Below are 25975 nucleotides of genomic sequence, written 5' to 3'. Positions count from 1 at the left end.
GATCGAAACATGGAGCCTGATGTAAAGCCCCGCCGGCGGGGGACTGCCAAGAAAATCCTTGCCGTGGCAGCCGTGTGTGTCCTGGCTGCCCTGGGCGGGGTTTTCGCCGCCGTCGCCCCGGGCCTTGCCGGCGGCCCGCTTGAATCCGAAGCAGGCTCCGCACTGCGGACATCGCCGGGCATCGCTTCCCCCGTTGTTCCGCCCGTGACTTTCGACGCGGCGCCGGCCAACGGTGCAAAGCAGGTGAACCCTGCGGCCCCGGTGTCCCTGAAAGTGGGCAACGGGACCATCCAGCGCGTCACGCTCGCCAGTACGGCGGGGAAGACCATTGATGGCAGCATCGATGCCAGTGGGACGGCGTGGTCCGCCACCGGGCCCCTGGAATTCAACACCGAGTACAGCTACACCTACGTGGTCAAGGACGCCGCCGGACGCGAGACCAGCACCACGCAGTCCTTCAACACGGTGACAAGTTCCCACGAGGCCGACGCCGCCGTCTACCCGCTGAACGGCATGAAGGTGGGCGTGGGGCAGCCCCTGCAGATCATCTTCAGCGAACCCGTGACCAACCGCGCCGCCGTGGAAAAGGCCATCAAGATCACCACGACGGCGGGACAGGCCGGAGCATTCCATTGGTACAGCGACACCATGGTCCGGTACCGCCCGGAGAACTTCTGGGCAGCGAACTCCACCGTCACCATGGACATGCAGCTCTTCGGGGTTGACCTGGGCAACGGCCAAATCGCGAACTTCAACAAAAAGGTGAATGTCTCGATCGGAGAAAAGAAGGTGGCCGTCGCCGATGCCACCGCGCATACCTTCACGCTCAGCGTCAACGACCAGCCCGTCAAGACCCTGCCCGTCAGCATGGGGGATAAGCGCTTCCCCTCGGCAAAGGGATATGCAGTGCTCATGGAGAAGAACCGCTTTGACCACTTCAGGGCGGCAAGCATCGGGCTGAAGCCCGACGATCCTGCCTACTACGGTGAGGCCGACGTCGAATACACCATCCGCCTCACCCTGAGCGGCGCCTACATCCACCAGGCCCTTGAATCGGCCTTTCCATACATCGGGAACGCCAACGTGTCCCACGGGTGCATCGGCTTCCTGCCCGACGGAGCGGCGTGGGTGTTCGACAACATGGGAACCGGCGACGTGGTCCAGATCATCAACACCGAGGGTGACTACGCGGCGAATACCGACGGGTTCGGCGACTGGAATATCCCGTGGAGCGAATACGACAACTAGGTCAGGTGGAGAACGGCAGACGCTGCAGCCGTTCCCCGATCTCCGTGTTCCGCCGGTGTGACAGCGACAGCCTGGTGAACTCCCTCTGCCGCCGTTCAGCCACGACGGCGGCCAGATAGTCGTCGGCGCCCGTGCCCGGAGGCGGGGGCGGAGCCACGTGTGCGGAGAGTTCAGCGGCGATGGCCTGCGCCATGCCCGCCCGGGACAGCGGTGCCATCCGGCCGGCCTGGCGGATAAACTGGGCGGCCCTGCGGGCTGTGGCATCCGGAATATGGCCAATATCCGCCGCTGCAGCCCACGACTGCAGATGGGGTGGAACAAAGACCCGGAGGGCCTGGTCCGCAGGTACCCGGCTGCGGACAGCATAGGTGCCTGCGAGCAAATCGCCGAGCCGCCTGGACTTGTCGTTGAAGAGCGCCACGGCGAGGGCAAGGCCGCCGAACGTCAGATAGATCTCAAGGAACCCGGTCAGGCCGCGGATCACCGCATGCCGGAACCGGATGGCGCCGCCGTCCTCACGGACCACCCGCAGGCCCGTGGCCAGCTTACCCAGCGATCGGCCCCGGCTCAGGGTCTCGACGGCCACGGGCACCACCACCAGGCAGAACACGACGGCGGCCAGGCCCAGGGCCCGCGCGGCTGCCCCGTCGAGGTCCGCGCCTGCGGCCGACAGGCCAATCATGACCAGCACCAGCAGGACTACGTGGACGATTGCGTCGATAAACAGGCCCAGGGCCCGGGCGGCGAAGCTCGCCGGCCGGAGCTCCAGCACCACTGCCTCGCCGGTGATTATCGGGCTCACACTGCATCCCTGCCCTTCGCATCTGGTGGTTCGAACGATCACATGGTGCAGACGGTCAAATTCTAATGCCGGGCGCTAGGCTGTAGCCGTGGACATGGATGCCTTCGCCGCCGTCAATGCGGACAAGTGGGCGCGCCTGCGTAAGCTTGCCGGCAAGGGCAGGCTCACCGGAGCCGAAGCCGACGAATTGCTGGCGCTGTACCAGTCCACGTCCGGCCACCTGTCGCTGGTCCGTTCCATGGCGCCGGAAAGCGGACTCTCCGCGTCCCTCTCGGCCACGCTGGCCCAGGCACGGACCCGCTTCACCGGCGCCCGCTCGAATGCCTTGGCTGACCTTGCACGGTTCTTCGTCGTGGCCCTGCCGGCGGCCCTGTACCGGCTGACCTGGCTGACCCTGGCCTGCGGCACCGCTTTCGTGCTCATCGCTGCCGCGTACGCCATCTGGATCGGGACGTCCCCCGAAGCCCTCCGGGCCGTGGCCTCGGAAGCCGCTGCCGCCCAGTACGTGAACGAGGACTTCATCAATTACTACTCGGAGAACCCGGCAGCGTCCTTTGCCGGTGCCGTCTGGACCAACAATGCCTGGATCAGCGCACAGGCCGTGGCCCTGGGGATCACCGGTGTGTGGGTGCCAATGATCCTGTTCAGCAATGCCCAGGGAGTGGGCATTGCAGCGGGCATCTTCGCGTCTGCCGGCAAGTCCGACGTCTTCTTCAGCTACATCCTGCCGCACGGGCTCATGGAGCTCACCGCCGTCTTCGTTGCCTCCGCAGCAGGCCTTCGGGTCTTCTGGGCAATGGTCGCACCCGGACGACGGACCAGGGGCCGCGCCGTCGCGGAAGAGGGCAGGTCACTGATTACGGTGGCCCTGGGGCTCGTGGTGGTGCTGTTCGTCTCAGGCCTGGTGGAAGGGTTCGTCACCCCCAGTCCGCTGCCGGCCTGGGCCAGGATCGGAATCGGGGCGGCGGTTCTCAGCGCGTATTGGGTCTACGTCCTGGTGTGGGGCAGGCGCGCCTGCCTTGCAGGGGAGCGCGGCGACCTCCGCCGCGAGGATGCCGGCTACACGGAAATCGCTGCCTGAATCGTTGTAATCCTGACGGGGTGGTTCCTCGCCCGGCGGAACTTCCGGACGGTAGGCTCGACTGCAGAATGAATCGCACCGGCTGACTGGGACCGGTGCGGAACCCAACGGAAGTGACGCTGCTGTGAATGACGAGACACCGGCCCGCGCCAAAAGCGCCACGCCGCAGCCGGAGCCGTTCCTGGACACGTCCGGGGACTCCGACGAGCCCGCATTTTCCTGGCTGACGCCCGCTGCCGGGGACAAACCGGCCCGGAACGAACCGGCCGGGGACAAACCGGCCGGGGACAAACCTGCCGCTGGCAAGCCAGGCGGAGAAAAGCCAGCCGGCGACAAGCCCGGCATCAATAGGACCGGCCCCGACGAGGCCGGCGGACACGCCGGCCGGAACCAGGCAGCGGCAGGAAGCAAGGCCGCCCAGCCAGGAAGCCGGGCCGACCGCAAGGCCGCGGAAGCCGCCGTCGGATCCTCCGCCAACGGCTCCTCCACCGCCGGAGCCCCAGCCGCCGCAGCTGCCGCCTCCCGCAGGCCCGCGGAACACACTTCCACCGCGGGCTCCGCCGCGGCCGGGCCCGGCACCGGTTCGCCGGTCTTCAAGGAACCCCTTCCCACGTCAGCACTGCACGTCCGTCCCCCCGAGGAGGAAGTGGAGCGCCGCAACGCCCAGCGCGAAAGCGCCGCGAACGCCAAACCCGTGGCACCGCGTGTCATGCAGGTTTTGCTGGCCATCATCTACCCGGTAATCCTGCTGATCCTGGCCGTCCGGGCCGTGACCAGCCCGCTTTTTCTCTGGGTGGAGTACAACCGTCCCGGGTTCCCCGGTGACGGATACGGCTTCAACACCGACGACAGAATGACGTACGGCTCCTATGCGGTGGACTACCTGAGCAACTGGGCGGGCCCCAGGTACCTGGGCGATCTGGTGCACCGCGGCGGCGAAAAGCTCTTCAAGGACGGCGAAGTCAGCCACATGGCCGACGTCAAGGTTGTCATCCTGTCCACCTTTGGTGCCGGTGCACTGCTGCTCCTCCTGGCGCTGACCGCCATCCTGTACCTGCGCAAACGCAGCACCGGCGGGACCCGGCGCGGCCTCTTCGCCGGTTCCATCATCACGCTGGCACTGATCCTGGGCCTCGGCACGCTGGCGGCCCTGGGCTGGCAGCAGTTCTTCACCGAATTCCACCGGGTCTTCTTCGCCGCCGGATCCTGGACCTTCAGCCTGGATGACACCCTGATCCGGCTGTTCCCCAGCCAGTTCTGGATCGACGCCGGCATCGCCATCGCGGGCCTGGTGCTCCTGGCATCCATTGTGACGATGGTCCTCACCTGGCCCACGCGACGCCGCCGCGGCATTGCGCAACAGGCAAAGCCGGCCAGGGCGGATCAGGACGAGGCGGACCGGGAAAAGGCGGACCGGGACAAGACGGGGCCGGCCACGGCGGATCAGCCGTAGATTCCGGCAATCTCCGCCTGAAACTCCTGGACCACTGCGGAACGCTTCAGCTTCAGGGACGGTGTGAGGTGCCCGGACTCGACGCTGAACTCGGCGTCCAGAAGCCTGAACGTGCGCACCGATTCGGCTTTGGACACCATCCGGTTGGCCAGGTCCACTGCCTCCTGCACCGCAGCCAGGACGGCGGGATCGTTCGCGGCTTCGCTGAGGGGGAGGGGAGGAAGGCCCCGTTCGGACCGCCAGTTGGCAACGCCCTCCGGGTCCAGGGTCAGCAGGGCTGACACGAACGGTTTGCCGTCGCCCACCACCACGGCGTGGGCCACCAGTTGGTGGCTGCGGATCTTCTCCTCCAGCGGCCCGGGCGCCACGTTCTTGCCGCCGGCCGTGACCAGGAGGTCCTTTTTGCGTCCCGTGACGGTAAGGAAACCGTCCTTGTCGAGTTCACCGAGGTCTCCGGTACGGAAGAATCCGTCCACGAACGCCTCGGCGTTAGCCTCCGGATTGGAATGGTAGCCCCGGAAAACACCGATTCCCTTGACCAGGATTTCGCCGTCTTCGGCCACCCGGATGGTGGTGCCCGGGATGGGAATGCCCACCGTTCCCACTTTGGTGCGGGAAGGCGTATTCGCGGTGCATGGCGCCGTGGTCTCGGTCAGCCCATACCCCTCCAGGACGGGAATGCCTACGCCACGGAAGAAATGGGCGTCCTCGGAAGCCAGGGGACTGGCCCCGGACACGGTGTATCCCACCTCGCCACCCATCGCCTGGCGCAGCCGCGGGTAGAACAGCCGGTCATAGATCCCGTGCCTGATCCGGCTCAACAGGCCCGGGCCAGGCCCCTCGCCGCGGCTGTGCCGGTCCTGTTCGCGTGAGTACTCGATGGCGGCAGCCGCTGCGGCGTCGAAGAGCCTGCCCTTGCCTGCCACAGCGGCCTTGTGGGCGGCCGTGGCCCTGACCTTTTCGAAGATGCGCGGCACCACCAGCAGGAAGGTGGGGCGGAACGTGCCGAGGTCTTCGAGGAGCTGGGCGGCCCCGGGGGTATGCCCCAGCGTTGCCCCTGCGGCAAGGCACACCACCTGGACGGCGCGGGCCAGCACGTGGGCCAGCGGCAGGAACATCAGGGTGCGGGCCTGGTCCTCCTGCAGGATCTCGGGCAGGAACGCAACGATGTTCTTGGCCACCAGGGCAAAATTCCCGTGCGTGATCTCGCACCCTTTGGGCTTGCCCGTGGTGCCCGATGTGTACACCAGGGAGGCGAGGTCGGCCAACCCCGCGCGGCTGCGGTGCCGCTCCAGTTCAGCATCACTGACTCCGGTGCCCGCAGCGGCGAGGCTGGCAAGGTCCGGGGCCTCGCCGTCGTAATCCATCCGCACCACGTTGACCAGGCGGTCGCTGAGCTCGGCGCAACCGGCCACCACTCCGCTGACCAGCTGCACCGTGGCCCGGTCACCGGCGAAGACGCGGCGGACCCCTGCGTCCTGGATGATCCACTCCACCTGGCTGGCCGAGGACGTTTCGTAGATGGGCACCGTCACACCGCCGGCGAACCAGATGGCGAAGTCCACCAGGGTCCATTCGTACGAGGTGGACGACATCACGGCCACCGTGTCGCCGGGCTCCAGGCCCCCGGCGATGAGCCCCTTGGCCAGGGCGCTGACGTCCTGGAGGAATTTTTGCGCGGGGATATCCACCCAGCCGTTGGGGCCCTTCCGCCGGTACAGGGCGTGGGCCGGGTTGGCGGCGTGCTGCTCCAGCAGCAGGTCAGTCACGTTGCTGTTGGCCTCAAGCTCAACCAGCAGTTCCGTGCTCGCTTCTCTCACAGCAGGTCTCCGTTTCCGCTGCCATGCCGCGGCAGCGGCTCCTTCAGGTCTCTGTTGCCATCCTGCCCTAGATCCAGGATGGCATCCACATCCGGACCTTCCAGTCGACGTACGGGATGACCTCGCCGGTCCAGATCGGGTAGAAAAACGCCGACAGCAGGAGCGCCGCCGCCAGGAACAGGACCACCAGATACATGCCGGAGCGACGGCGCCACGGCGGATCCGTGGCCCGGCCCAGGACCAGCCCCAGGCAGTACACCAGGGCCAGGACCAGGAACGGCTCAAAGGACACCGCGTAGAAGTAGAACATGGTCCGCTCCGGATACATGAACCATGGCAGGTAGCCCGCGCCCACCCCGGCCAGCACTGCCCCGGCGCGCCAGTCCCGGCGTCCCACCCACCAGAACAGCAGGACCACCAGCGAGATGGCTGCTGCCCACCAGATCAGCGGGTTACCGACGGACAGGATGGCGGAGGTGCACTTTTCCACGTCACAGCCCGGGGTGCCCTGGGGCGGGGATTCATAGAAGAACGACGTCGGCCGTCCCATCACCAGCCAGCTCCAGGCGCTGGCCTGGTAGGGGTGCTCGGAGCTCAGGCCCTGGTGGAACTTGTACGCTTCCAGGTGGTAGTGGACAAGGGACCGGACGGAGTCGGGCAGCCAGCCCCATTCCGCTGACGGGTTGCTCTCCGCCCAGTGACGGTAGTAGGCATTGGCCGAAAGGAACCAGCCGGTCCAGGTAGCCGAGTAGACAATGGCTGCGACGGGCACGGTGGCCGCGAAGGCGGGAATTCCGTCCCGGATCACGCCGCCGCTGATCCAGCCGCGGATGCCCGCCACCCGCCGGGCGTTGAGGTCCCACAGCACGGTCAGGAGGCCAAAGCCCGCCAGGAAGAACAGGCCGGACCACTTGGTGCCCACGGCCAGGCCCAGGCAGACCCCCGCGGCCACCCGCCACCAGCGCACGCCCAGCCACGGTCCGGCCAGCAGCGCCCGGGCCGGGGGCTGTCCGCCGTTCGTGGCGGCGGCATGGGCAAGCCGGGCCGCCAGGCGACGGCGCCCGTCGTCGCGGTCCATCAGCAGGGCGCCGAACGCGGCAAGGATCCAGAACGTGAGGAAAATGTCCAGCAAGGACGTCCTGGACATCACCAGGTGGTGGCCGTCGACGGCGAGGAGCAGCCCCGCGGCACCCGCGAGCGGAAGCGAGCGGAACAGTTTCAGGGCGATCAAGGACACCAGCAGCACCGTGAGGGTGCCGGTGAGGGCTGCGGCGAAGCGCCAGCCAAAGGGATTCTCCGGCCCGAACAGCCACATCCCGGCCGCGATCATCCACTTGCCCACCGGTGGATGGACGACGTATTCGGGAGTGTTCAGCAGGACGTCCGGATTGCCGGCATTAAAGGAATCATTTGCCTTGTCCGGCCAACTGCGCTCATAGCCGCTCATGAGGTAGGAGTAGGCGTCCTTGACGTAGTACGTCTCGTCGAACACCAGCTTGTGCGGCACTTCCAGGCGGATGAACCGGAGGAGGCCGCCGGCCACCGCCGTCAGGACCGGGACCAGGACGAACCACAGCCGGAGCGACGGCGGATAATCCCGCCAGGACATGCCGGTACCAATGAGCCTTGCCCGCAGTGCCTCCACCGTGAACGCCTCATCAGGCCGGCTGATCCAGGGGCGGGCGGCCTTGCCGCCGGGTGCCGTCCCGGTTGCCCCGGCTTCGGCCGGGGATCCCGCGGCGTTGGGTTTCCCGGGCCCCGTGGGCCGCGTCGAGGTCTGCGTCACGAGCCCCATGCTACCTTTTGCGGCTGCGGAGACCCGGCGGCAGTAGGCTTGGTGGGTGGACCCGAACCCCAGCCCCCTTTCCGAACCCGGCCCTGCGACCGCGGGACGGATCGTCCTTGCCGCCACTCCCATCGGGAACACCGGAGACGCCTCGGCCCGCCTCGTGGAACTGCTGGGCACTGCAGACATTGTGGCCGCTGAGGACACGCGGCGCCTCCACCGTCTGGTCCAAAGCCTGGGCATTGACGTGGCGGGCCGCGTCATCAGCTACCACGAGCACAATGAGGCCACCAGGACCGCTGAGCTCCTTGACCACGTGCGCTCCGGCAGCACGCTCCTGATGGTCACTGACGCCGGGATGCCGTCGGTATCCGACCCCGGCTTCCGGCTGGTGGAAGGCGCCATTGCGGCGGGACTTCCCGTCACCGCGGTTCCCGGACCGTCCGCGGTCCTCACGGCCCTTGCGTTGTCGGGCCTGCCCACGGACCGGTTCTGTTTTGAGGGATTCCTTCCCCGCAAGGCCGGCGAACGGGCCTCCCGCCTGGCGGACCTTGCCGGGGAGCGGCGCACCATGGTGTTCTTCGAGGCGCCGCACCGGCTCGAAGCCATGCTGCGTGCGCTGCGCGAGAGGTTCGGGCCGGACCGGCCCATCGCAGTCTGCAGGGAACTGACGAAAACGTACGAGGAAGTCATCCGCGGCACTGTTGGCGAACTGCTCCAGTGGGCCGAGGACACGGAGGTCCGCGGCGAGATCGCCGTGGTGCTCGGCGGGGCTCCTGAGCAGGCGGCCGGCACCCCGGAGGACCATGTGGCTGCCGTCAATGAGCTGGTGTCCCAGGGCATCCGGCTCAAGGAGGCCGTCGCCGCCGTCGCCGAAGACGTCCGGGTCAGCAAGAGGGAGCTCTACTCGGCCGTCCTGGCGGCCCGCTAGCCGGGCCACGGTCCGCTTTCGGCGCCTGTGCAGGTGCACAGCGAAGCCGCGATTCCGCAGTGCGCATCGGCGTAGACCATAGCCATGCCCCGCAGTAGTCTGGCTGTTAATCAGCCCCATGATCCCGGTCACTCCGGCCGCGGCGATGGGCTGCCACAACCCTACTGACGAGGGAGTCATCGTGACTGTCACTGCACAGCCGGCCGTTTCGGCCGAGCGCGAAACCCGGCTTTTGGCCTCCGTTCCCACCGGGCTGCTCATCAATGGTGAGTGGCGCGACGCCGCCTCAGGCAAGACGTTCGACGTCGAGGATCCCGCCACCGGGAAGGTGCTGCTGAGCATTGCCGACGCCGGCCCCGAGGATGGTGCGGCAGCCCTCGATGCTGCCGCGGCTGCCCAGGAATCCTGGGCAAAGGTGCCGCCGCGCGAACGCGGGGAGATCCTGCGCCGGGCCTTCGACCTGGTCACCGAACGTGCAGAAGACTTCGCCCTCCTGATGACCCTGGAAATGGGCAAGCCGCTGGCCGAGGCCCGCGGCGAAGTAACCTATGGCGCCGAGTTCCTGCGCTGGTTTTCCGAGGAAGCAGTCCGGGCCTTCGGCCGGTACTCGGTCTCGCCGGACGGCAAGTCCCGGCTCCTGGTCACCAAGAAGCCGGTGGGCCCCTGCCTGCTGATCACCCCGTGGAACTTCCCGCTGGCCATGGCCACCCGCAAGATCGCCCCGGCCGTCGCCGCCGGCTGCACCATGGTATTGAAGTCGGCCAACCTGACGCCCCTGACCTCCCAGCTGTTCGCTGCCGTGATGCAGGAGGCCGGGCTGCCTGCCGGTGTCCTGAACGTCATCCCTACCTCAACGGCCGGTGCCACCACCGGGCCGCTGATCAAGGATTCGCGCCTGCGCAAGCTGTCGTTCACCGGTTCCACCGAGGTGGGACGCCGGCTGCTGGCCGATGCGTCCGAAACCGTGCTGCGGACCTCCATGGAACTGGGCGGCAACGCCCCGTTCCTGGTCTTTGAGGACGCTGACCTGGACGCGGCCGTTACCGGCGCCATGCTGGCCAAGCTGCGGAACATGGGCGAGGCGTGCACCGCAGCCAACCGCTTCATCGTGCACGAGTCCGTAGCCGGGGAGTTCGCGGAGAAGTTCGCCGCGAAGATGAAGGACATGACCACCGCCCGCGGCACCGAGCCCGAGTCCAAGGTGGGGCCGCTGATCGACGCCAAGAGCCGGGACAAAGTCCACGAACTGGTCTCCGACGCCGTCGCCTCCGGCGCGAAGGCCGTCCTGGGCGGCGCACCGGTAGAGGGACCGGGCTACTTCTACCAGCCCACCATCCTCTCCGGCGTCACCGAAGGCACCCGGATCCTCTCCGAGGAAATCTTTGGCCCCGTCGCTCCGATCATCACCTTCTCCACCGAGGACGAAGCCGTCCGCCTGGCCAACAACACCGAATATGGGCTGGTGGCCTACGTCTTCACCAAGGACCTCAACCGCGGCATCCGGATGGGCGAGAAACTCGAAACCGGCATGCTCGGTCTGAACGCCGGCGTCATCTCCAACGCCGCGGCGCCCTTCGGCGGCGTGAAGCAGTCGGGCCTGGGACGCGAAGGCGGCCTCGAAGGCATCGAGGAATACCTTTACACCCAGTACATCGGCATCGCCGACCCCTACGCCGGCTAGTTCCGGAAGTTTCGCAGCGTACAAGTGCCGGCCGGGGTTTCCCCGGCCGGCACCTGCCGTTCAGCCCTGCCCGGCCCCGCGGCGGCCGTCGGCCGCCCCCGCCTTGGAACGCCGTCCTGCCGACGGATGCCCGGGCGCCCCGGGGCGTAGGCGCGCTGCAGCGTGAAGTGCTGTGCGGATGATCCTGCCGGCCGCAATGAACGGCATCCTGAGCAGCTGGCCCAGCCGGCGGGTGACCGACGGCGGAAGCCATGCCGCCGTCAAACGCCTGGGCAGGGTGGCGTTTGCCCGAAGGGACGCTTCCACGGCCGCAACCCCGGCTGCAATGTCGCCTTCGGTCGGGTCGGGGCCGGAGCCTGGGGAACCAGTGCCGCCCGGGCGGCCGTACCGGTAATGTTCGAACGCCGAGGTAAAGCGCGACACTGCCCCGTGCGCCTCCTGGTCCATGCCTCCGGGCTCACCCAGCAGTTCAGCCCGGAACCGGGATGAATATGCCCTGGGCGTCTCGCTGTCCGCGGGGGGCAGGCCGTAGTCGGCGCCAAGATCCTTGATCTCATTCCATGCCGACGGTACGGCCAGGTCCGGTCGCCTTGGACGCAGCCGCCGTGACCTGATACCCCTCCGAACCAGGTGGGGGGCGGCCACCAGGAGAAGCAAGCCCACCAATGCGGCTGCACCAAGGAACCAGGGGGTCAATTGCGCGGAGTCGCCTGTGCTGCTGCCGGCGCCGGGGACGGCCTGGGCAGTGGTGCTGGGGGATGGGGCGGGAACCGGGGCCGTGTCGGGGATGAGGCCGTCGTTGTTGCCCAGGGAATCCGCGACCGAAGGCGCTGAGGCCTCGGTTGCGTAGTCCGGGACCACCCCCCGCGACGGCGTCGGCTCGAACGGTACCCAGCCCAGGCCCTGGAAGTACAATTCCGGCCAGGCGTGGGCGTCGCGCGCATCTGCCTCATACTCCGGGAGGGCGCCTTGGCCGGACACAGAGACCGTCGCCCCGGTCAGCCTGCCGGGGGCATAGCCCACGGCGATCCTGCTGGGGATTCCGTCCAGGCGGGCCATCACCGCCATCGCCGATGCGTAATGGATGCAGTAACCGCTCTTCTGCTGCAGGAAGTCAGCAAGGACGGAAAGGCCGTTACCGTCATAGCCGCCCTGCACCGGGGACTGCAGTGAATATGTGAACTCGGACGAGCGCAGGTACTTCTGGATGGCCAGGGCCTTCTGGTACGGCGTCCCCGCACCCCCGGCAACGGTCTGTGCCGTGGTTTTGACGATGTCCGGGACGTTGCCCGGGATGCGGGTGAAAATGTCGGGGATGCCCCGTGCGGGCCCTGAGGACTGGGCCAGGAGCGCCGCGGAAAGCTTGGGCACCGCGGAGGTCACCACGTACTCCTGCCGCCGGGTGGTGGTGTCAGTGCCCTTGATGCTCAGCGTGGCCGGATCCCAGGTCCACTGTCCGCCCAGTCCGCGGACGGTCTCGGGCGCATAGGGCGCCGGCAGGTAGGGACTGGTGAAGGACCCGGTGTCGATGGCTGTCACCAGCCGCACCTGCTCATCGGTCAGGACCGGATACCCGGGGTCGATCCGGCCGTCAAGGGGCACCCTGGAGGCGGTGCGGTCGTCCGGTCCCCACGAATCGCCGTCGAAATTGTCCACGGTGACCGATCGCAGGTAGAGGGGGTTGGGTGACGTGGTGGCGTAGGTGATCCTGCCGCTTCCGTCCGGTGTGCGAAGGCTGTTGCCCAGGGTGATCATCGGATTCAGGCCCGTGGCGGCACCCCACGGATTCAGCCGTGAACCCTGCGGGAACGTGCCTGTGTCGAAGCCGGGAATCGCCAGGGGCAGCACCAGGGTGGCTGCCAGCGCCACGGAGCCCGTCAGCACGGCCCTGCGCACCAGGCCGGGGCTTCGGGCCGAGCCGCCCTGCAACCTCCCGTCCGGGGCAAACCATTGGCTGCAGGCGAGGATCAGCAGGTAGCCCGCCACGGTGGCAACGAAACTCCATACCCCCACGCTCTGCGGTTTGATCATGGCCGGAACCACCAGCAGCGCAAGCAGGCCTGTGCCGGAGGCGGCCGGCATCCCGAGCGGAACCGCGAGTGCATCGACCAGGATGACCGCCAGGCCAAGCACGGCACAGACCACCATGACGATCCCGGCGTTGGGCGCCACTGGGGCAGTCTCTGCCAGGACAGTCTCGCTGGCCCGCCGGATCAGCCGGTCCAGGTCCGGGAGCGTGGCACCTGTAGGGACAACCCACAGGAAACTGGAGCCGCGGAAGAACGTCAACGTCAGGACGGCGCCCAGTGCCACGAATCCGCCTGCGGTGACCAGCAGGGGCTGGGCCCGGACGGAACGCAGCGCGGCAAGCGTGAATGCCACCACCAGCACGGTGGTCATCACCGGCCAGTACCAGTTCCAGCCCCGCAGGACACCGTTCAAGGACAGGGCAGCGCCGCAGACGGCCACGGTGATGGATCCCCCCATGGCCCACGGGTAGGCGCCGGCGCGCAGGCGTCCCGCAGGCACTTCATGCTGTGCCTGTGCCTCGTGGCCAGCACCCGTTGGCCGGGCCGGCGCCATGGTCATGTGGCCACCCCTGCTCCCCGCCGGACCTCTGCCGCCGTAACCACCGGCAGGGCCGGGTCCTGGTCGAACTGGCGCCACGCGGCGGCAAGCTGCGTCGCGGGCGCCACGGCCACCGCCCGCCAGCCGCCCTGCCGCAGCACTTCCAGGACATCCTGGGACTCCATGGGACGTTCCACGGCCAGGATGGCGAACGCGTTGGTGCCGTACGAAGCGGCAGGGGCCAATGCTGCGGCTTCCTCCCTGGTGATGCGACCCAGGACAGCGATCAGTGGCCCGCGCATCCGATGGGCGGACAGCTTGTCCATCAAGTGGTCGTCAAAGGCCGGCAGTCCCTGCTCCGGGCTTCCCTGTGTCCGCACTTTCGGGGCGCCCGGGCGCGGCGCGTTCCTGGCCATGACACCCCGCTGCATGACACCCCGCTGCACATCGTCCCCGCGAGTGCTGTCCCGGCGGGGGTGGGGCGCCCCGGACAGGTGGATGGCGGCAAGGCTTTCGGCAATGGACTGCAGGCCGGATGATCCGCTGAATTCTTCCACCGCCGGTTCCGGGGACGAGGGGGAGTGGAGGAACGCCGGTTCCCCGCCCGTGTCCAGCGCCCGAAGGCTGTAGTTGCGCTCGGCAAGGTGTGCGCTGACGGACATGGTGGCAACAACAGCCCACTCGAAGGTGTCGCTGGTGGCCGGCGCATGCCCCTCCGGCACGGGCAGGCCCGGCATCGACGTGCCGGAGCCCCCGCCGAACGCACTGGCCCGATGGTCCAGGATGATGGTGGCTTCCGGCGTGGTCACGGACTCCTCCTGCCTGACCATCAAGGACCCATGCCGTGCCGTGGCAGGCCAATGGACCCGTCGCATCGGGTCACCGTGGCGGTATTCCCGGGTCATGATGTCGTCGTCGCTCGGGTTTGCCCGGACACGGGTGGCGGTGACGCCGTCGTTCCCCCGCGCTCCCGCCAGCCCGGCGGCAGGCAGGACGACGGCGGCCGGCGTCACGGTGAGGATGTCGCCGTCGTCAATCGCCTGCCGGTGCAGGGAGAGGCCGAAAGGGTCCGTGAACTCGGCCGTGACCGGGCCGATCCTGAACTGCCCCCGGTACCTGGACGTGAGGTGGTATTCGTAGCGGCTTGTGCCGCCGGTGGCCGAACGGGACGGGAACCGGAAGGACGGCGCGTGGCCGAAGTGCGCCGGCAGCCGCTCCTCCATGGCAACCCGTCCGCTGCCCGGGCCCGTCCTGGCCACGGCAAGGTGGACCGTCGCCGGGGCGGAGGTTTCCACAGGGGAGGGATTGAATTCGCGGTAGACGCGGAAGCGCGGCTTGACCAGCCTGACGCCGGCAAGGGAGACGAGCGGCAGGACCAGCAGCAAGATGGCAAGTGTCAGGAGGTCCCGGCGCCCCATGACCTGGGCCGCGGCCAGTGTGAAGGCCCCGGCTGCGAGCATGCCCCAGCCGCGCCTGGTGAACAGGTGCCGCGGAAGCTTATCCAGCAGGGCCATGGTCCGTGCCTAGCGGTTCCTGCTGCCGGCGGCGGCCGCGGCCCGGTTGGGCTGCCCCGGCTGGGCCTGTGGCACGGGCAGCCTGGACAGGATGCCCCGCAGGACGCTGTGGGGTGTCTCGCCTGCGCCCGCCGCCTTCCGGTCCAGGATGATGCGGTGCGCCAGGACGGCCTCGGCCACGTCCCGCACGTCGTCCGGCAGGACGAAGTCGCGGCCCTCCAGGGCGGCTGTGGCCTTGGCGGCACGCAGCAGCTGCAGCATGGAACGGGGACTGGCGCCGAGCCGCAGCAGCGGGCTTTCCCTGGTGGCCCTGCCCACTGCCACCGTATATTCCTTCACGGCGTCTGAGACATAGACCTGCTGGACAGTGGCGGTCATGGCCGCGACGTCGGACGCGGTGACCACGGGGGAGACATTGGCCAGCGGCGAGACCGCCTGGTGGGTTTCGAGCATCTCGATCTCTGCGGCCTTGTCCGGGTAGCCCATGGAAATCCGGGCCATGAACCGGTCCCGCTGGGCCTCCGGCAGCGGATAGGTGCCTTCCATTTCAATGGGGTTCTGGGTTGCGACCACCATGAACGGCTCATCGAGCTTGTAGGACGTGCCGTCCACGGTGACCTGATGCTCCTCCATGCACTCCAGCAGGGCGGACTGCGTCTTGGCGGATGCGCGGTTGATTTCATCACCGATAACGATGTTGGCGAAGACCGCACCCGGCCGGAACTCGAACAGCCTTGAGGCCTGGTTGTAGATGGACACCCCGGTGACATCCGAGGGCAGCAGGTCCGGGGTGAACTGGATGCGGTTGACCGTGCAGTCGATGGTCCGGGCGAGGGTCTTTGCGAGCAGGGTTTTCCCGACGCCGGGCACGTCCTCGAGCAGCAGGTGGCCTTGTGCGAGGAGTACGGTGAGCGCCAGCTTGGCGGCATCGGACTTGCCGTCGATGACGGTATTGACCGTGGTGAGGATGCGCTGCGCCGCGGCGTGGAAGGACACCGGGTCCATGGCCGCAGGCCGGTGCCCGTTCAGGTGGCTGACGGAATCAGCGACGCCGGCCAGGTTAAGGTTCGGTGCGCTTCCATTGTTGGCAGTGCGTCGGTGGGGTTCCATCGGCAACCTTTCAGCCCGGGTTTCACCTGGACGGGACAGCAAGCCTGCCTTCGCCCCTTGGTGGGCGTGCGCGTGTGTTCGTTCCAGACTACTAACACAACTGCCGTGCCTGACAGAGAGTTCCGGCAAATATGGGGGTACCTTTCGGCCGATAGTCTGGGTGGATGTGCAATTCGTCAATTCCCGCCGCTTACCGGGTACCTGCAGACGAGGAGACTCCGGACCAGGCCGCCGGCCGCCGGAAGGATTTTCCGCCCGCACCGGAGCCCCTGCCGGTACCAGTCATGGACAACCACACCCACCTGGACTTCCCGGACGGAAAGGGGCCGGTGGGGATCAAGGCTGCGCTGGATGCAGCGGCGGCCGTGGGAGTCCAGGGCGCCGTGCAGGTGGGCTGCGACCTCGAATCCTCACGGTTCACGGTGGAGGCGGTGGACCGGGACGAACGGCTCCTGGGCGCCGTGGCCCTGCACCCCAACGACGCGCCGCATTATGCTGCCCGCGGTGAACTGGAAGCGGCCCTTGCCGAAATCGAACGCCTGGCGGCGCATCCCCGGATCCGGGCCATCGGCGAAACCGGACTGGACTTCTACCGCACCGAGGGAGAGGGGCTGCGGCACCAGGAGTACTCGTTCCGGCGGCATATCGACATTGCCAAACGCCTGGACCTCACCCTCCAGATCCATGACCGGGACGCGCACAGCGACGTGGTGCGCGTCCTTCAGGAAGAGGGCGCGCCGGACAGGGTGGTGTTCCATTGCTTCTCCGGTGGCGAGGACCTGGCCAAAACCTGTAACGACCAGGGCTGGTGGATGTCCTTTGCCGGCACGCTGACGTTCAGGAACGCCACGAATCTGCGCGCCGCGCTCGCCGTCGCGGACCGGCAGCTCATCATGGTGGAAACGGACGCTCCATTCCTGACCCCGCACCCGCACAGGGGGCGTCCCAACGCGAGCTACACGGTCCCGTACACCGTGCGGGCCATGGCAGAATTGACAGGCTCCGACCTGGCCGGCCTGTGCAGCGCAATCAGCGAAAATACCGTACGGGCATACGGATCCTGGGCCTGACACTCCTTCCCCCGCCGGCTGCTAAATGCATATCTGGTATGCAAAAATGTTGGCCACTTTATAACGCTACGGTTACAGTGGGAAACTATTAGCCGGGGTCGGGGAAGGCCAACGGGTAATTTCACTTCATTCGCAGCCGGCCCGGCTTGTCCAGTATCCGGCCATGCCGCTGCGCGGAGTGTGGCGGCGCACCGGTGCCCGGACTGTCCTTTTCAAGGTTGCTCCGGGCATTTTATTGCGCGTTTCCCCGTGCCCGGATGGACCGAGAGTTACGGGCAATCGTGATCAAGTTCTTCACATCGGACGGCAAGTTCAGCTATATCAAAGTTGGCGCCCAGCTGCTGGTGCTTTGCGGCCTGGTCGCAGGCCTCGTAGCCTTCGTGGGCAATAACAAAACAGTCACGCTCAACGTGGACGGCAAAGCGTCGTCCGTGCAGTCCTTTGGCGGAACAGTGGAACAGGTGGTCAAGAGTGCCAACCTGGAACTGAAGCCCGGCGACCGCGTGTCGCCTTCCCTCGACGCGACGGTCCAGAACGGCACCGTCATCAACATCAACCAGGCCAAGGAAGTCAAAGTCAGCCTTGACGGGGCTGAAAAGACGGTGAACACCACAGCCCAGGACGTCGAAGACCTGGTGACAGAACTCGGCGTCGCCAGTGCCTCGTCCGTTTCAGCGCCCAAGGATGCCACCCTTTCGCTGGCAGGTTCCTACGTCTCGATCTCCACGCCCAAGACCGTCAGCATTGTGGCTGACGGCAAAGTGAACACCGCCACCACCACGGCCCCCACCGTTGGCAAGGTGCTGGAGGATTCCGGCGTGACCCTCGCCGCCAACGACCGCACCTCGCAGCCGGCCAACGCCAACGTGGTGAACAACATGGTCATCAAGGTGTCCCGGGTGGACACCAGCCAGACCACGGTCACCAGTGAAGACGTGCCCTTCGAGACCGTTACCGCCGAAAGCGCAGACATGCTCAAGGGCGAAAAAGAAGTGACCCAGGCGGGCGCCGCCGGAAAGCTGGAACGCACTTTCAAGCTGGTACTCGTGGACGGACGGGAAGCGTCCCGCACGCTGGTGTCCGAGAAGGTGGCCGTGCAGCCGGTCACCGAGAAAGTCACCGTTGGCACCAAGGCCAAGCCTGCACCCCAGGCCGCACCTGCGGCCGCTGCCGGCGCCAACACCGGCGCAGCTGCACCGGCCATGATGAACGAGGCCATGTGGGACAAGATTGCGCAGTGCGAATCCAGTGGAAACTGGAGCATCAACAGCGGCAACGGCTACTACGGCGGCCTCCAGTTCGACATCCGCACCTGGATCGGAGCCGGCGGCGGCGCCTACGCCCCTAACGCCAGCCTCGCCACCAAGGCGCAGCAGATCGACATCGCCAACCGCGTCTACGCGCAGCGCGGCCTGTCGCCCTGGGGCTGCGGCTGGGCAGCAACCAGCTGATCCACCGGACATAAGCGCAGAGTCAATGGCCGTGGCCGGGCCCGGGGTACCCGGGCCCGGCCACGGCCGTTAACCCGGCAGGGCGGACGTGCCGCGCGGGATAGGATACCTAGGTGACTGAACCGATCCCCGCCGTGCCCGCACCGTTGTTCGGTGCCTCCGACATACGCCGGCTGGCAGAGGAAATCGGGATCAGGCCCACCAAGACCCTGGGGCAGAACTTTGTCATCGATGGCAACACCATCCGGCGCATTGTCGCCGCGGCGGGCGTGGGACCGGATGAAACGGTGCTTGAGGTGGGCCCGGGGCTGGGGTCCCTCACGCTGGGCCTGCTCGACGCCGCGGCGGCAGTTGTCGCCGTCGAAATTGATCCTGTCCTTGCCGCGAAGCTGCCCGAAACCGTGCAGGAATGGCGGCCGGCCGCCGCCAACTCCTTCCACCTGGTGCATGCCGATGCGATGAAGGTCACCGAGCTGCCTGTCGAGCCGACAGCACTGGTGGCCAACCTGCCCTACAACGTGGCGGTTCCGGTGGTGCTGCACCTCCTGCAGTATTTCCCCAGCCTGCGGCACGGCCTGGTGATGGTGCAGGACGAGGTGGCTGACCGGCTGGCAGCCGGCCCGGGATCCAAGACCTACGGGGTGCCGTCCGTTAAGGCCGCCTGGTACAGCCAGATGCGCAAGGCCGGCGTGATCGGCATGAACGTTTTCTGGCCGGCACCGAAGATCCATTCCGGGCTGGTGGCCTTTACCCGCCGCGAACCGCCCGCCACCACCGCCACCCGCGAGCAGGTGTTTGCCGTGGTGGATGCCGCGTTCGCGCAGCGCCGCAAGACGCTCCGGGCCGCCCTGGCGGGCTGGGCCGGGGGAGCCCCGGAGGCCGAGCGCTGCCTGCTCGCAGCCGGCGTCGACCCCACCGCACGCGGCGAGGTCATCGACATCGCCGCGTTCGCCAGGATCGCCGAAGCCCGGGAAAAACGGCCGTGAGCGCGGGACTGGACAAGGCAGGCAGGGGGCGGTTCGCCGCCAGGACGGTCCGCGTCAAGGCGCCCGGCAAAGTCAATGTTTCCCTGGCCGTCGGTCCGCTCCGGCCGGACGGCTACCATTCCGTGGCCAGCGTCTACCTCGCGGTGTCCCTCTACGAGGAAGTGGCGGCGACCAGCACCGCCGAGCCCGGGATTACCATCAGCCTCAGCCCCGAAAGCACCCTGGACCTCGACGCGGTCGATATTCCCCTGGACAGCAACAACCTTGCCCATAAGGCGGCTGCCATCATGGCTGACGTCTCCGAACACGCCACGGGGGTGCACCTGGAGATCACCAAGCGGGTCCCGGTGGCCGGCGGGATGGGCGGCGGATCCGCCGATGCCGCCGCCACGCTCCTGGCCTGTGACGCACTCTGGAACAGCGGGCTGTCACGGGAGGAACTGGCGCACCTGGCGTCCGAACTCGGCGCCGACGTCCCCTTCTCGCTCCTGGGCGGGACCGCCGTCGGCCTTGGCCTGGGCGATGAACTCTCTCCGGCGCTGGCCAAGGCGCAGACCCACTGGGTGCTGGTGGTGGCCGACTACGGCCTGTCCACCCCCGAGGTGTACCGGACGCTGGACCGGCTGCGTGAGGCCGAAGGGGTGGAGGCCAGTGAGCCCACCGGAGTGGATCCACAAATCCTGACGGCGCTGCGGGGCGGGGATGCCGAATCCTTGAGCCGGGTGCTGGTCAACGATCTGCAACGGGCTTCCATTGAGTTGTCGCCGGCGCTGCGCGATACGCTGGGAATCGGCGAATCCCATGGGGCCATTGCCGGAATCGTTTCGGGTTCCGGCCCCACCGTGGCTTTGCTGGCTGATGATTCCGTTGCTGCGGAGGCGCTGGCGGAGGACCTGCGGCGCTACGGCCTGACAGCCCTTCCCGTCCACGGCCCGGTCCCCGGCGCGCGCATCATCTCCGACATCCTCCTTTAATTAAGACTTCCAGTCCGGCAGCAGAAAGCAGTTCCCTTTGGCACACCTTCTTGGCGGCGAGAACCTCACGGTTTCCTACGCAACCCGCACCGTCCTGGACGGCATCACCCTGGGACTGGAGGAGGGGGACCGGATCGGCATGGTGGGCCGCAACGGTGATGGCAAGTCCACGCTCATGCGTCTGCTGGCGCTGCGCTCCACCCCGGACTCCGGCCGCGTCACCAAACGCGGCGACGTCAATGTGGGGTACCTGGACCAGAGCGACGTGCTCGACGGCGACCTGACGGTGGGTGCCGCCATCGTGGGTGACCAGGCCGACTACGAATGGGCCCGCAACCCGCAGATCCGCGAGATCATGGGCGGCCTGGTGTCCGACGTCGACTGGCATGCCAACGTCCACGCCCTCTCCGGCGGCCAGAAACGGCGGGTGGCCCTCGCCAAACTGCTCATCGAGGACCACGACGTCATCATGCTGGATGAGCCCACCAACCACCTCGACGTCGAGGGCGTGGCCTGGCTTTCCCGGCACCTGAAGACGCGCTGGCGGCCCAACCAGGGCGCCTTCCTGGTGGTGACCCACGACCGCTGGTTCCTGGACGAAGTCTGCACCAAGACCTGGGAGGTGCACGACGGGATCGTGGACCCCTTCGAAGGCGGCTACGCGGCCTACGTCCTGGCCCGCGCGGAGCGCGACCGCATGGCGTCCGTGGTGGAGGGCAAACGCCAGCAGCTGGTCAAGAAAGAGCTCGCCTGGCTGCGCCGGGGCGCCCCGGCCCGCACCGCCAAGCCCAAGTTCCGGATCGAGGCCGCCAACGCGCTCATTGAGGACGTTCCCGCCCCGCGCGACTCCATGGCGTTGAGCAAGATGGCCACGGCGCGCCAGGGCAAGGACGTGCTGGACCTGGAGAACGTGTCCCTCAACTTCCAGGGCGCCGACGACGGCCGGAAGCTTTTCGACAACATCACCCTTCGCCTGGCTCCGGGGGAGCGCCTGGGCCTGGTGGGCGTCAACGGTGCCGGAAAAACCACCCTCCTGAAGCTGCTCAACGGCGAGATCACACCCGATGCGGGCAAGCTGAAGCGGGGCAAAACGGTGGTCACCGCCGTTCTCACCCAGGAGGTCAAGGAGCTCGACGACGTCTCGGACCTGCGCGTGATCGAGGTCATCGAGCGGGAGAAGCGTTCCTTCAACGTCGGCGGCAAGGAATTCAGCGCAGGGCAGCTCGTGGAGCAGCTCGGCTTCACCAACGAGAAGCAGTGGACACCGGTCAGGGACCTGTCCGGCGGTGAGCGGCGCCGCCTGCAGCTGCTCCGGCTGCTGGTGGGTGAACCCAACGTGCTGATGCTCGATGAGCCCACCAACGACCTTGACACCGACACCCTCGCCGCCGTCGAGGACGTCCTGGACGGCTGGCCCGGCACGCTGGTGGTGGTCAGCCACGACCGCTACCTGCTCGAACGCGTCACCGACCACCAGATGGCGCTGCTGGGCGACGGCAAGCTCCGCGGCCTCCCCGGCGGCGTGGACCAGTACCTCGAGTTGCGCGAAGCCGCCCTCGCCGGTTCCACCGTCACCGGCGGTGGAAACCCGGTCACCAGCGCGGGCCAGGCGCCGGCCACCGGGACCGGCCCGTCCGAGGCCGAGAAGCGCGACGCCCGCAAGGCCCTCAACAGGATCGAACGGCAGATCAAGAAGCTGGACCAGCAGGAAAAGAAGCTTCACGACGACATGGTCAAAAGCACGGAGAAGTCCGATTTCGACGCCCTGGCCGAACAGAACAAGCAGCTCAAGGACCTGGCCGACGAAAAAGACGCCCTGGAAATGGAGTGGCTCGAGGCCTCGGAACTCCTGGGCGACTGACCAAGGCGACGCGGGCAAGAGCGGAGCTGGGGGCCTTCGTGTAGTCGCGCATCGCGGCGTGGAGGTCGCCCAGCGACCGGAACGTCACCTATGCGGTGTGTCTAAGCGACGGCGAAGGGCCCCTGCGCCGTGTCAGTGACCACGGCGAAGGCGGCTTGGGCTTACGGCTCCGACTGCAGCTCCGGCTCCTTCTTGAGGCCGGTCAGGCCGTTCCATGCCAGGTTGACCAGGTGCGCGGCGACCGTGTGCTTGTCCGGCTGGCGGCTGTCCTGCCACCACTGGCCGGTCATGGCCACCATGCCCACAAGCATCTGGGCGTACATGGCACCGTCCTCGCCGCTGAAGCCGCGGCGGGAGAATTCGTCGGAGAGGATGTGTTCCACGCGCGCGGTCACGTGCGAGAGGAGGGTGGAGAAGGCGCCCTCCGGCTGGGACGGGGGAGCATCGCGCATGAGGATCCTGAACCCTTCGGTGCGTTCCTCGATGTAGGTGAGCAGTGCCAGCGCGGCGCGTTCGACGAGGACGCGGGGTTTGGCTTCCTCGGTGAGGGCCGCGTTGATCGAGTCCAGGAGAATGTGGAATTCACCGTCCACCACCTCGGTGTACAGGCCTTCCTTGGACCCGAAGTGTTCGTAGATGACCGGCTTGGACACTCCTGCGCAGGCGGCGATTTCCTCGATGGTGGTCCCGTCCAGGCCGCGGACGGCGAAAAGGCCGCGCCCGACGTCGATCAGCTGGCTCCGGCGCTGCAGGCCAGTCATCCGCGTCCGCGGAAGGTTGTTGCTCACCTTCCCATCATGCCTCACCGCCGGGGACGGGATTCCGCGGGACCGGCAGGACCCAACGCCCCGTGTCGCGCGGTGGCCTGAACCCATGGCAAAATAGGGACTTGTGCCCGGGCCTCGAGTCTTTCGGCACGGTCCGCTCTGGTGTAACGGCAGCACCCCGGCCTTTGGAGCCGTGGAGTATAGGTTCGAATCCTATGGGCGGAACTGCTGCGCAAGGAGCGATCATGAGGATGGCACCCGGTGCCCGGCGGGCTGGCCCGCCGGCTGCCGCAAAGCGCAAGCACAACCAAGCAAGGAGAACCCGTTACGTGATCCCCGAGAATACCGGCCCGGCCGCTGTAATCGTCCTGGCAGCAGGCGCCGGTACCCGGATGAAGTCGCGTACACCGAAGATCCTCCACGAGATCGGCGGACTGTCCATGGTGGGCCACGCCCTCCGCGCCGCCCGCAGCATCAACCCGCAACGGCTCGCCATTGTGGTGCGCCACGAACGGGACCTGGTGGAGGGACACGTCGCAGCACTGGATCCGCAGGCCGTCATCGTGGACCAGGACGACATCCCCGGCACCGGCCGCGCCGTGGAGGCCGCGCTGCAGGCGCTGGACGCCGAACAGGAACTGTCAGGCACCGTCGTGGTCACCTACGGTGACGTGCCCCTCCTGTCCGGGGAACTGCTCACCGAACTCGTCGCCACCCACGAACGCGACGGCAACGCCGTCACCGTCCTCACGGCAGTCCTTGACGACGCCACCGGCTACGGCCGCATCCTCCGCGGCGAAGACGGCTCCGTTACCGGCATCCGCGAACACAAGGACGCCACCGAGGCAGAGCGGCTGATCCGGGAGGTCAACTCCGGGATCTACGCCTTTGACGCCGCGGTGCTCCGCGGGGCACTGGGGAAGGTCACCACTGACAACGTCCAGGGGGAGAAATACCTCACCGACGTACTGGGGCTGGCCCGCGAATCAGGCGGCCGGGTCGCGGCCGTCGTGACTGCGGACCGGTGGCAGGTGGAGGGCGCCAACGACCGCGTCCAGCTTGCCGCGCTCGGCGCCGAGCTGAACCGGCGCACGGTGGAAGCCTGGATGCGGGCCGGCGTCACCGTCGTCGACCCGGCCACCACCTGGATCGATTCCTCCGTCACCCTGGACGAGGATGTCCGCCTCCTGCCCAACACCCAGCTGCACGGCGCCACCTCCGTGGCGCGGGACGCCGTCGTCGGCCCTGACACCACCCTGACCGACGTCACCGTCGGCGAGGGCGCCACGGTGATCCGCACCCACGGTTCCGGCTCCGTGATCGGCCCGCGCGCCGCCGTCGGCCCCTTCACGTACCTGCGCCCCGGCACCGTGCTTGGTGAAAAGGGCAAGATCGGTGCCTTCTACGAAACCAAGAACGTCACCATCGGCCGCGGCTCCAAGCTGTCCCACCTGGGCTATGCAGGCGACGCCGAAATCGGCGAGGACACCAACATCGGCTGTGGAAACATCACGGCCAATTACGACGGCGAGAAGAAGCACCGCACGGTCATCGGCTCGGGCGTCCGTACAGGCTCCAACACCGTCTTTGTTGCCCCGGTCACCGTGGGGGACGGCGCCTACAGCGGCGCCGGCGCGGTGATCCGCAAGGACGTGCCGGCGGGCGCGCTGGCGCTCAGCGTTGCCGCCCAGCGCAACGCCGAAGGCTGGGTCCCCGCGCACCGCCCGGGAACCCGCTCCGCTGAACTGGCCCAGGCGGCCATCAATGACTCCTCAAGTACCCCGGCATCTACAGAAGAGGGCAAGTAACCATGAGTGAAATTACGGCGCACGGCGAGAAGAAGCTGGTGCTCGCCACTGGGCGGGCCCATCCCGAGCTTGCCCGGGAGATCGCCAAGGAACTCGGCACTGACCTCCTTCCCGTTGATGCCTACGATTTCGCCAACGGCGAGATCTATGTCCGGGCCGGCGAGAGCGTACGCGGCACCGACGCGTTCGTGATCCAGGCGCACCCCGCACCGCTGAACAACCACCTCATGGAACAGCTGATCATGATCGATTCGCTGAAGCGGGCCTCCGCCAAGCGGATCACCGTGGTTTCGCCGTTCTACCCCTATGCCCGGCAGGACAAGAAGGGCCGTGGCCGCGAGCCCATCTCCGCCCGCCTCGTTGCCGACCTCTACAAGACCGCCGGCGCGGACCGCATCATGAGCGTGGACCTGCACACTTCCCAGATCCAGGGCTTCTTCGACGGGCCGGTTGACCACCTGATGGCCATTCCGCTCCTGGCCGACTACATCCGCACCCGTGTCGCTGCCGACAACATCACCGTTGTCTCCCCGGACACCGGACGGGTCCGGGTCGCGGAACAGTGGGCTGAGCGCCTGGGTGGCGCGCCCCTGGCCTTTGTCCACAAGAGCCGTGACCTCACCGTCCCCAACCAGGCTGTCTCCAAGACCGTGGTGGGCCAGATCGAGGGACGCACCTGCGTCCTGATCGACGACATGATCGACACCGGCGGAACCATCTCCGGCGCCGTCACGGTCCTGAAGAACGCCGGCGCCAAGGATGTCATCATCGCCGCCACGCACGCCGTCTTCTCGGATCCGGCCGCACGCCGTCTCTCCGAGTCCGGCGCACGCGAAGTGGTGGTCACCAACACCCTCCCGCTGACGTCCTCCCAGCGCTTCCCGCAGCTGACAGTGCTCTCCATCGCACCGCTGATCGCCAGGGCCATCCGCGAAGTGTTCGACGACGGCTCGGTCACCAGCCTCTTCGACGGCAAGGCATAGCCCCGCACCAGGCCGGGGACGTTTTCAGCAAACGGCCCCGGCGCTGGTAAGCTGGTCAGCGATACCTTGGCGAGGGAGGGC

19 protein-coding genes and 1 tRNA gene are annotated in these 25975 nt (G+C 67.5%); 13 read left to right on the top strand and 7 right to left on the bottom strand.

Going from position 1 to position 25975, the window contains the following annotated elements:
- The first annotated feature begins 9 nt into the window (after positions 1–9).
- Entirely contained in the window at positions 10–1248 is a 1239-nt protein-coding gene (locus AC3ANU_RS16335) for a L,D-transpeptidase (protein ID WP_018770149.1), read from the top strand.
- A 1-nt stretch (position 1249) separates the two neighbouring features.
- On the opposite strand, the gene AC3ANU_RS16330 is transcribed toward AC3ANU_RS16335, so the two are convergent.
- A complete protein-coding gene (locus AC3ANU_RS16330) occupies positions 1250–2050 on the bottom strand; it encodes an RDD family protein (protein WP_018770148.1) in 801 nt (266 codons plus the stop codon).
- 88 nt (positions 2051–2138) lie between these two features.
- On the opposite strand from AC3ANU_RS16330, the gene AC3ANU_RS16325 reads away from it, so the two are divergent.
- Positions 2139–3131, top strand: a complete 993-nt coding sequence (locus AC3ANU_RS16325) for a stage II sporulation protein M (RefSeq protein ID WP_488314873.1) — start codon at positions 2139–2141, stop codon at positions 3129–3131.
- A gap of 124 nt (positions 3132–3255) precedes the next feature.
- Complete coding sequence (locus tag AC3ANU_RS16320; RefSeq protein WP_488314872.1) at positions 3256–4584, top strand: TIGR01906 family membrane protein; 1329 nt, start codon at positions 3256–3258, stop codon at positions 4582–4584.
- Here the strand turns inward: AC3ANU_RS16320 and AC3ANU_RS16315 are convergent.
- Both AC3ANU_RS16315 and AC3ANU_RS16310 read right to left on the bottom strand, forming a co-directional pair.
- On the bottom strand, positions 4575–6404 hold the full coding sequence (locus AC3ANU_RS16315; RefSeq protein ID WP_488314871.1) for an AMP-dependent synthetase/ligase: 1830 nt from the start codon (positions 6402–6404) through the stop codon (positions 4575–4577). The genes AC3ANU_RS16320 and AC3ANU_RS16315 overlap by 10 nt on opposite strands.
- 67 nt (positions 6405–6471) lie before the next feature.
- Positions 6472–8199 carry a dolichyl-phosphate-mannose--protein mannosyltransferase gene (locus AC3ANU_RS16310; RefSeq protein WP_223994467.1) on the bottom strand — a complete coding sequence of 576 codons (1728 nt, stop codon included), beginning with the start codon at positions 8197–8199 and terminating at the stop codon, positions 6472–6474.
- Positions 8200–8245: 46 nt separating this feature from the next.
- Between AC3ANU_RS16310 and rsmI the strand changes: the two genes are divergently transcribed.
- The gene (rsmI, locus tag AC3ANU_RS16305) at positions 8246–9121 is read left to right on the top strand and encodes a 16S rRNA (cytidine(1402)-2'-O)-methyltransferase (RefSeq protein WP_056393510.1); all 876 of its coding nucleotides are present in this window, start codon (positions 8246–8248) and stop codon (positions 9119–9121) included.
- 181 nt (positions 9122–9302) lie between these two features.
- Positions 9303–10802 (top strand): NAD-dependent succinate-semialdehyde dehydrogenase, encoded by a 1500-nt coding sequence (locus tag AC3ANU_RS16300; RefSeq protein ID WP_478222128.1) that lies wholly within the window; start codon positions 9303–9305, stop codon positions 10800–10802.
- A gap of 60 nt (positions 10803–10862) precedes the next feature.
- Here the strand turns inward: AC3ANU_RS16300 and AC3ANU_RS16295 are convergent, their stop codons facing one another.
- The 3 genes from AC3ANU_RS16295 to AC3ANU_RS16285 are packed head-to-tail and all read right to left on the bottom strand — an operon-like array spanning position 10863 to position 15994.
- The gene (locus AC3ANU_RS16295; RefSeq protein WP_478222127.1) at positions 10863–13391 is read right to left on the bottom strand and encodes a transglutaminase TgpA family protein; all 2529 of its coding nucleotides are present in this window, start codon (positions 13389–13391) and stop codon (positions 10863–10865) included.
- Positions 13388–14884 carry a DUF58 domain-containing protein gene (locus AC3ANU_RS16290; protein WP_488314870.1) on the bottom strand — a complete coding sequence of 499 codons (1497 nt, stop codon included), beginning with the start codon at positions 14882–14884 and terminating at the stop codon, positions 13388–13390. Before AC3ANU_RS16290 ends, AC3ANU_RS16295 begins: the two co-directional genes overlap by 4 nt.
- Positions 14885–14893: 9 nt before the next feature.
- Positions 14894–15994, bottom strand: a complete 1101-nt coding sequence (locus tag AC3ANU_RS16285; protein WP_018770139.1) for an AAA family ATPase — start codon at positions 15992–15994, stop codon at positions 14894–14896.
- A gap of 164 nt (positions 15995–16158) precedes the next feature.
- Between AC3ANU_RS16285 and AC3ANU_RS16280 the strand changes: the two genes are divergently transcribed.
- The 5 genes from AC3ANU_RS16280 (at position 16159) to AC3ANU_RS16260 (ending at position 22336) form a co-directional block, all read left to right on the top strand.
- Complete coding sequence (locus AC3ANU_RS16280; RefSeq protein WP_478222125.1) at positions 16159–17064, top strand: TatD family hydrolase; 906 nt, start codon at positions 16159–16161, stop codon at positions 17062–17064.
- Positions 17065–17345: 281 nt separating this feature from the next.
- Positions 17346–18515 carry a resuscitation-promoting factor gene (locus tag AC3ANU_RS16275; protein WP_018770137.1) on the top strand — a complete coding sequence of 390 codons (1170 nt, stop codon included), beginning with the start codon at positions 17346–17348 and terminating at the stop codon, positions 18513–18515.
- A 113-nt stretch (positions 18516–18628) separates the two neighbouring features.
- Positions 18629–19501: a 16S rRNA (adenine(1518)-N(6)/adenine(1519)-N(6))-dimethyltransferase RsmA gene (rsmA, locus tag AC3ANU_RS16270; RefSeq protein ID WP_144600456.1), complete on the top strand. Its 873-nt coding sequence runs from the start codon at positions 18629–18631 to the stop codon at positions 19499–19501.
- Entirely contained in the window at positions 19498–20475 is a 978-nt protein-coding gene (locus AC3ANU_RS16265; RefSeq protein WP_056393518.1) for a 4-(cytidine 5'-diphospho)-2-C-methyl-D-erythritol kinase, read from the top strand. The genes rsmA and AC3ANU_RS16265 overlap by 4 nt, the downstream gene beginning before the upstream one ends.
- A 37-nt stretch (positions 20476–20512) precedes the next feature.
- On the top strand, positions 20513–22336 hold the full coding sequence (locus tag AC3ANU_RS16260; protein WP_018770134.1) for an ABC-F family ATP-binding cassette domain-containing protein: 1824 nt from the start codon (positions 20513–20515) through the stop codon (positions 22334–22336).
- A gap of 161 nt (positions 22337–22497) precedes the next feature.
- On the opposite strand, the gene AC3ANU_RS16255 is transcribed toward AC3ANU_RS16260, so the two are convergent.
- Complete coding sequence (locus tag AC3ANU_RS16255; protein WP_056393519.1) at positions 22498–23124, bottom strand: TetR/AcrR family transcriptional regulator; 627 nt, start codon at positions 23122–23124, stop codon at positions 22498–22500.
- A 132-nt stretch (positions 23125–23256) separates the two neighbouring features.
- On the opposite strand from AC3ANU_RS16255, the gene AC3ANU_RS16250 reads away from it, so the two are divergent.
- From AC3ANU_RS16250 to AC3ANU_RS16240, 3 genes are all read left to right on the top strand, one after another.
- A tRNA-Gln gene (locus AC3ANU_RS16250) sits at positions 23257–23328 on the top strand.
- 104 nt (positions 23329–23432) lie between these two features.
- On the top strand, positions 23433–24911 hold the full coding sequence (gene glmU / locus AC3ANU_RS16245; RefSeq protein WP_142067958.1) for a bifunctional UDP-N-acetylglucosamine diphosphorylase/glucosamine-1-phosphate N-acetyltransferase GlmU: 1479 nt from the start codon (positions 23433–23435) through the stop codon (positions 24909–24911).
- Between the two features lie 2 nt (positions 24912–24913).
- Complete coding sequence (locus tag AC3ANU_RS16240; protein ID WP_018770131.1) at positions 24914–25894, top strand: ribose-phosphate diphosphokinase; 981 nt, start codon at positions 24914–24916, stop codon at positions 25892–25894.
- The last annotated feature ends 81 nt before the right edge of the window (positions 25895–25975 follow it).

The organism is Arthrobacter sp. SDR-2R (genome assembly GCF_057747955.1).
Note: the sequence above shows the minus strand (reverse complement) of the source record. Positions and strands in the feature narration are given on the sequence as shown.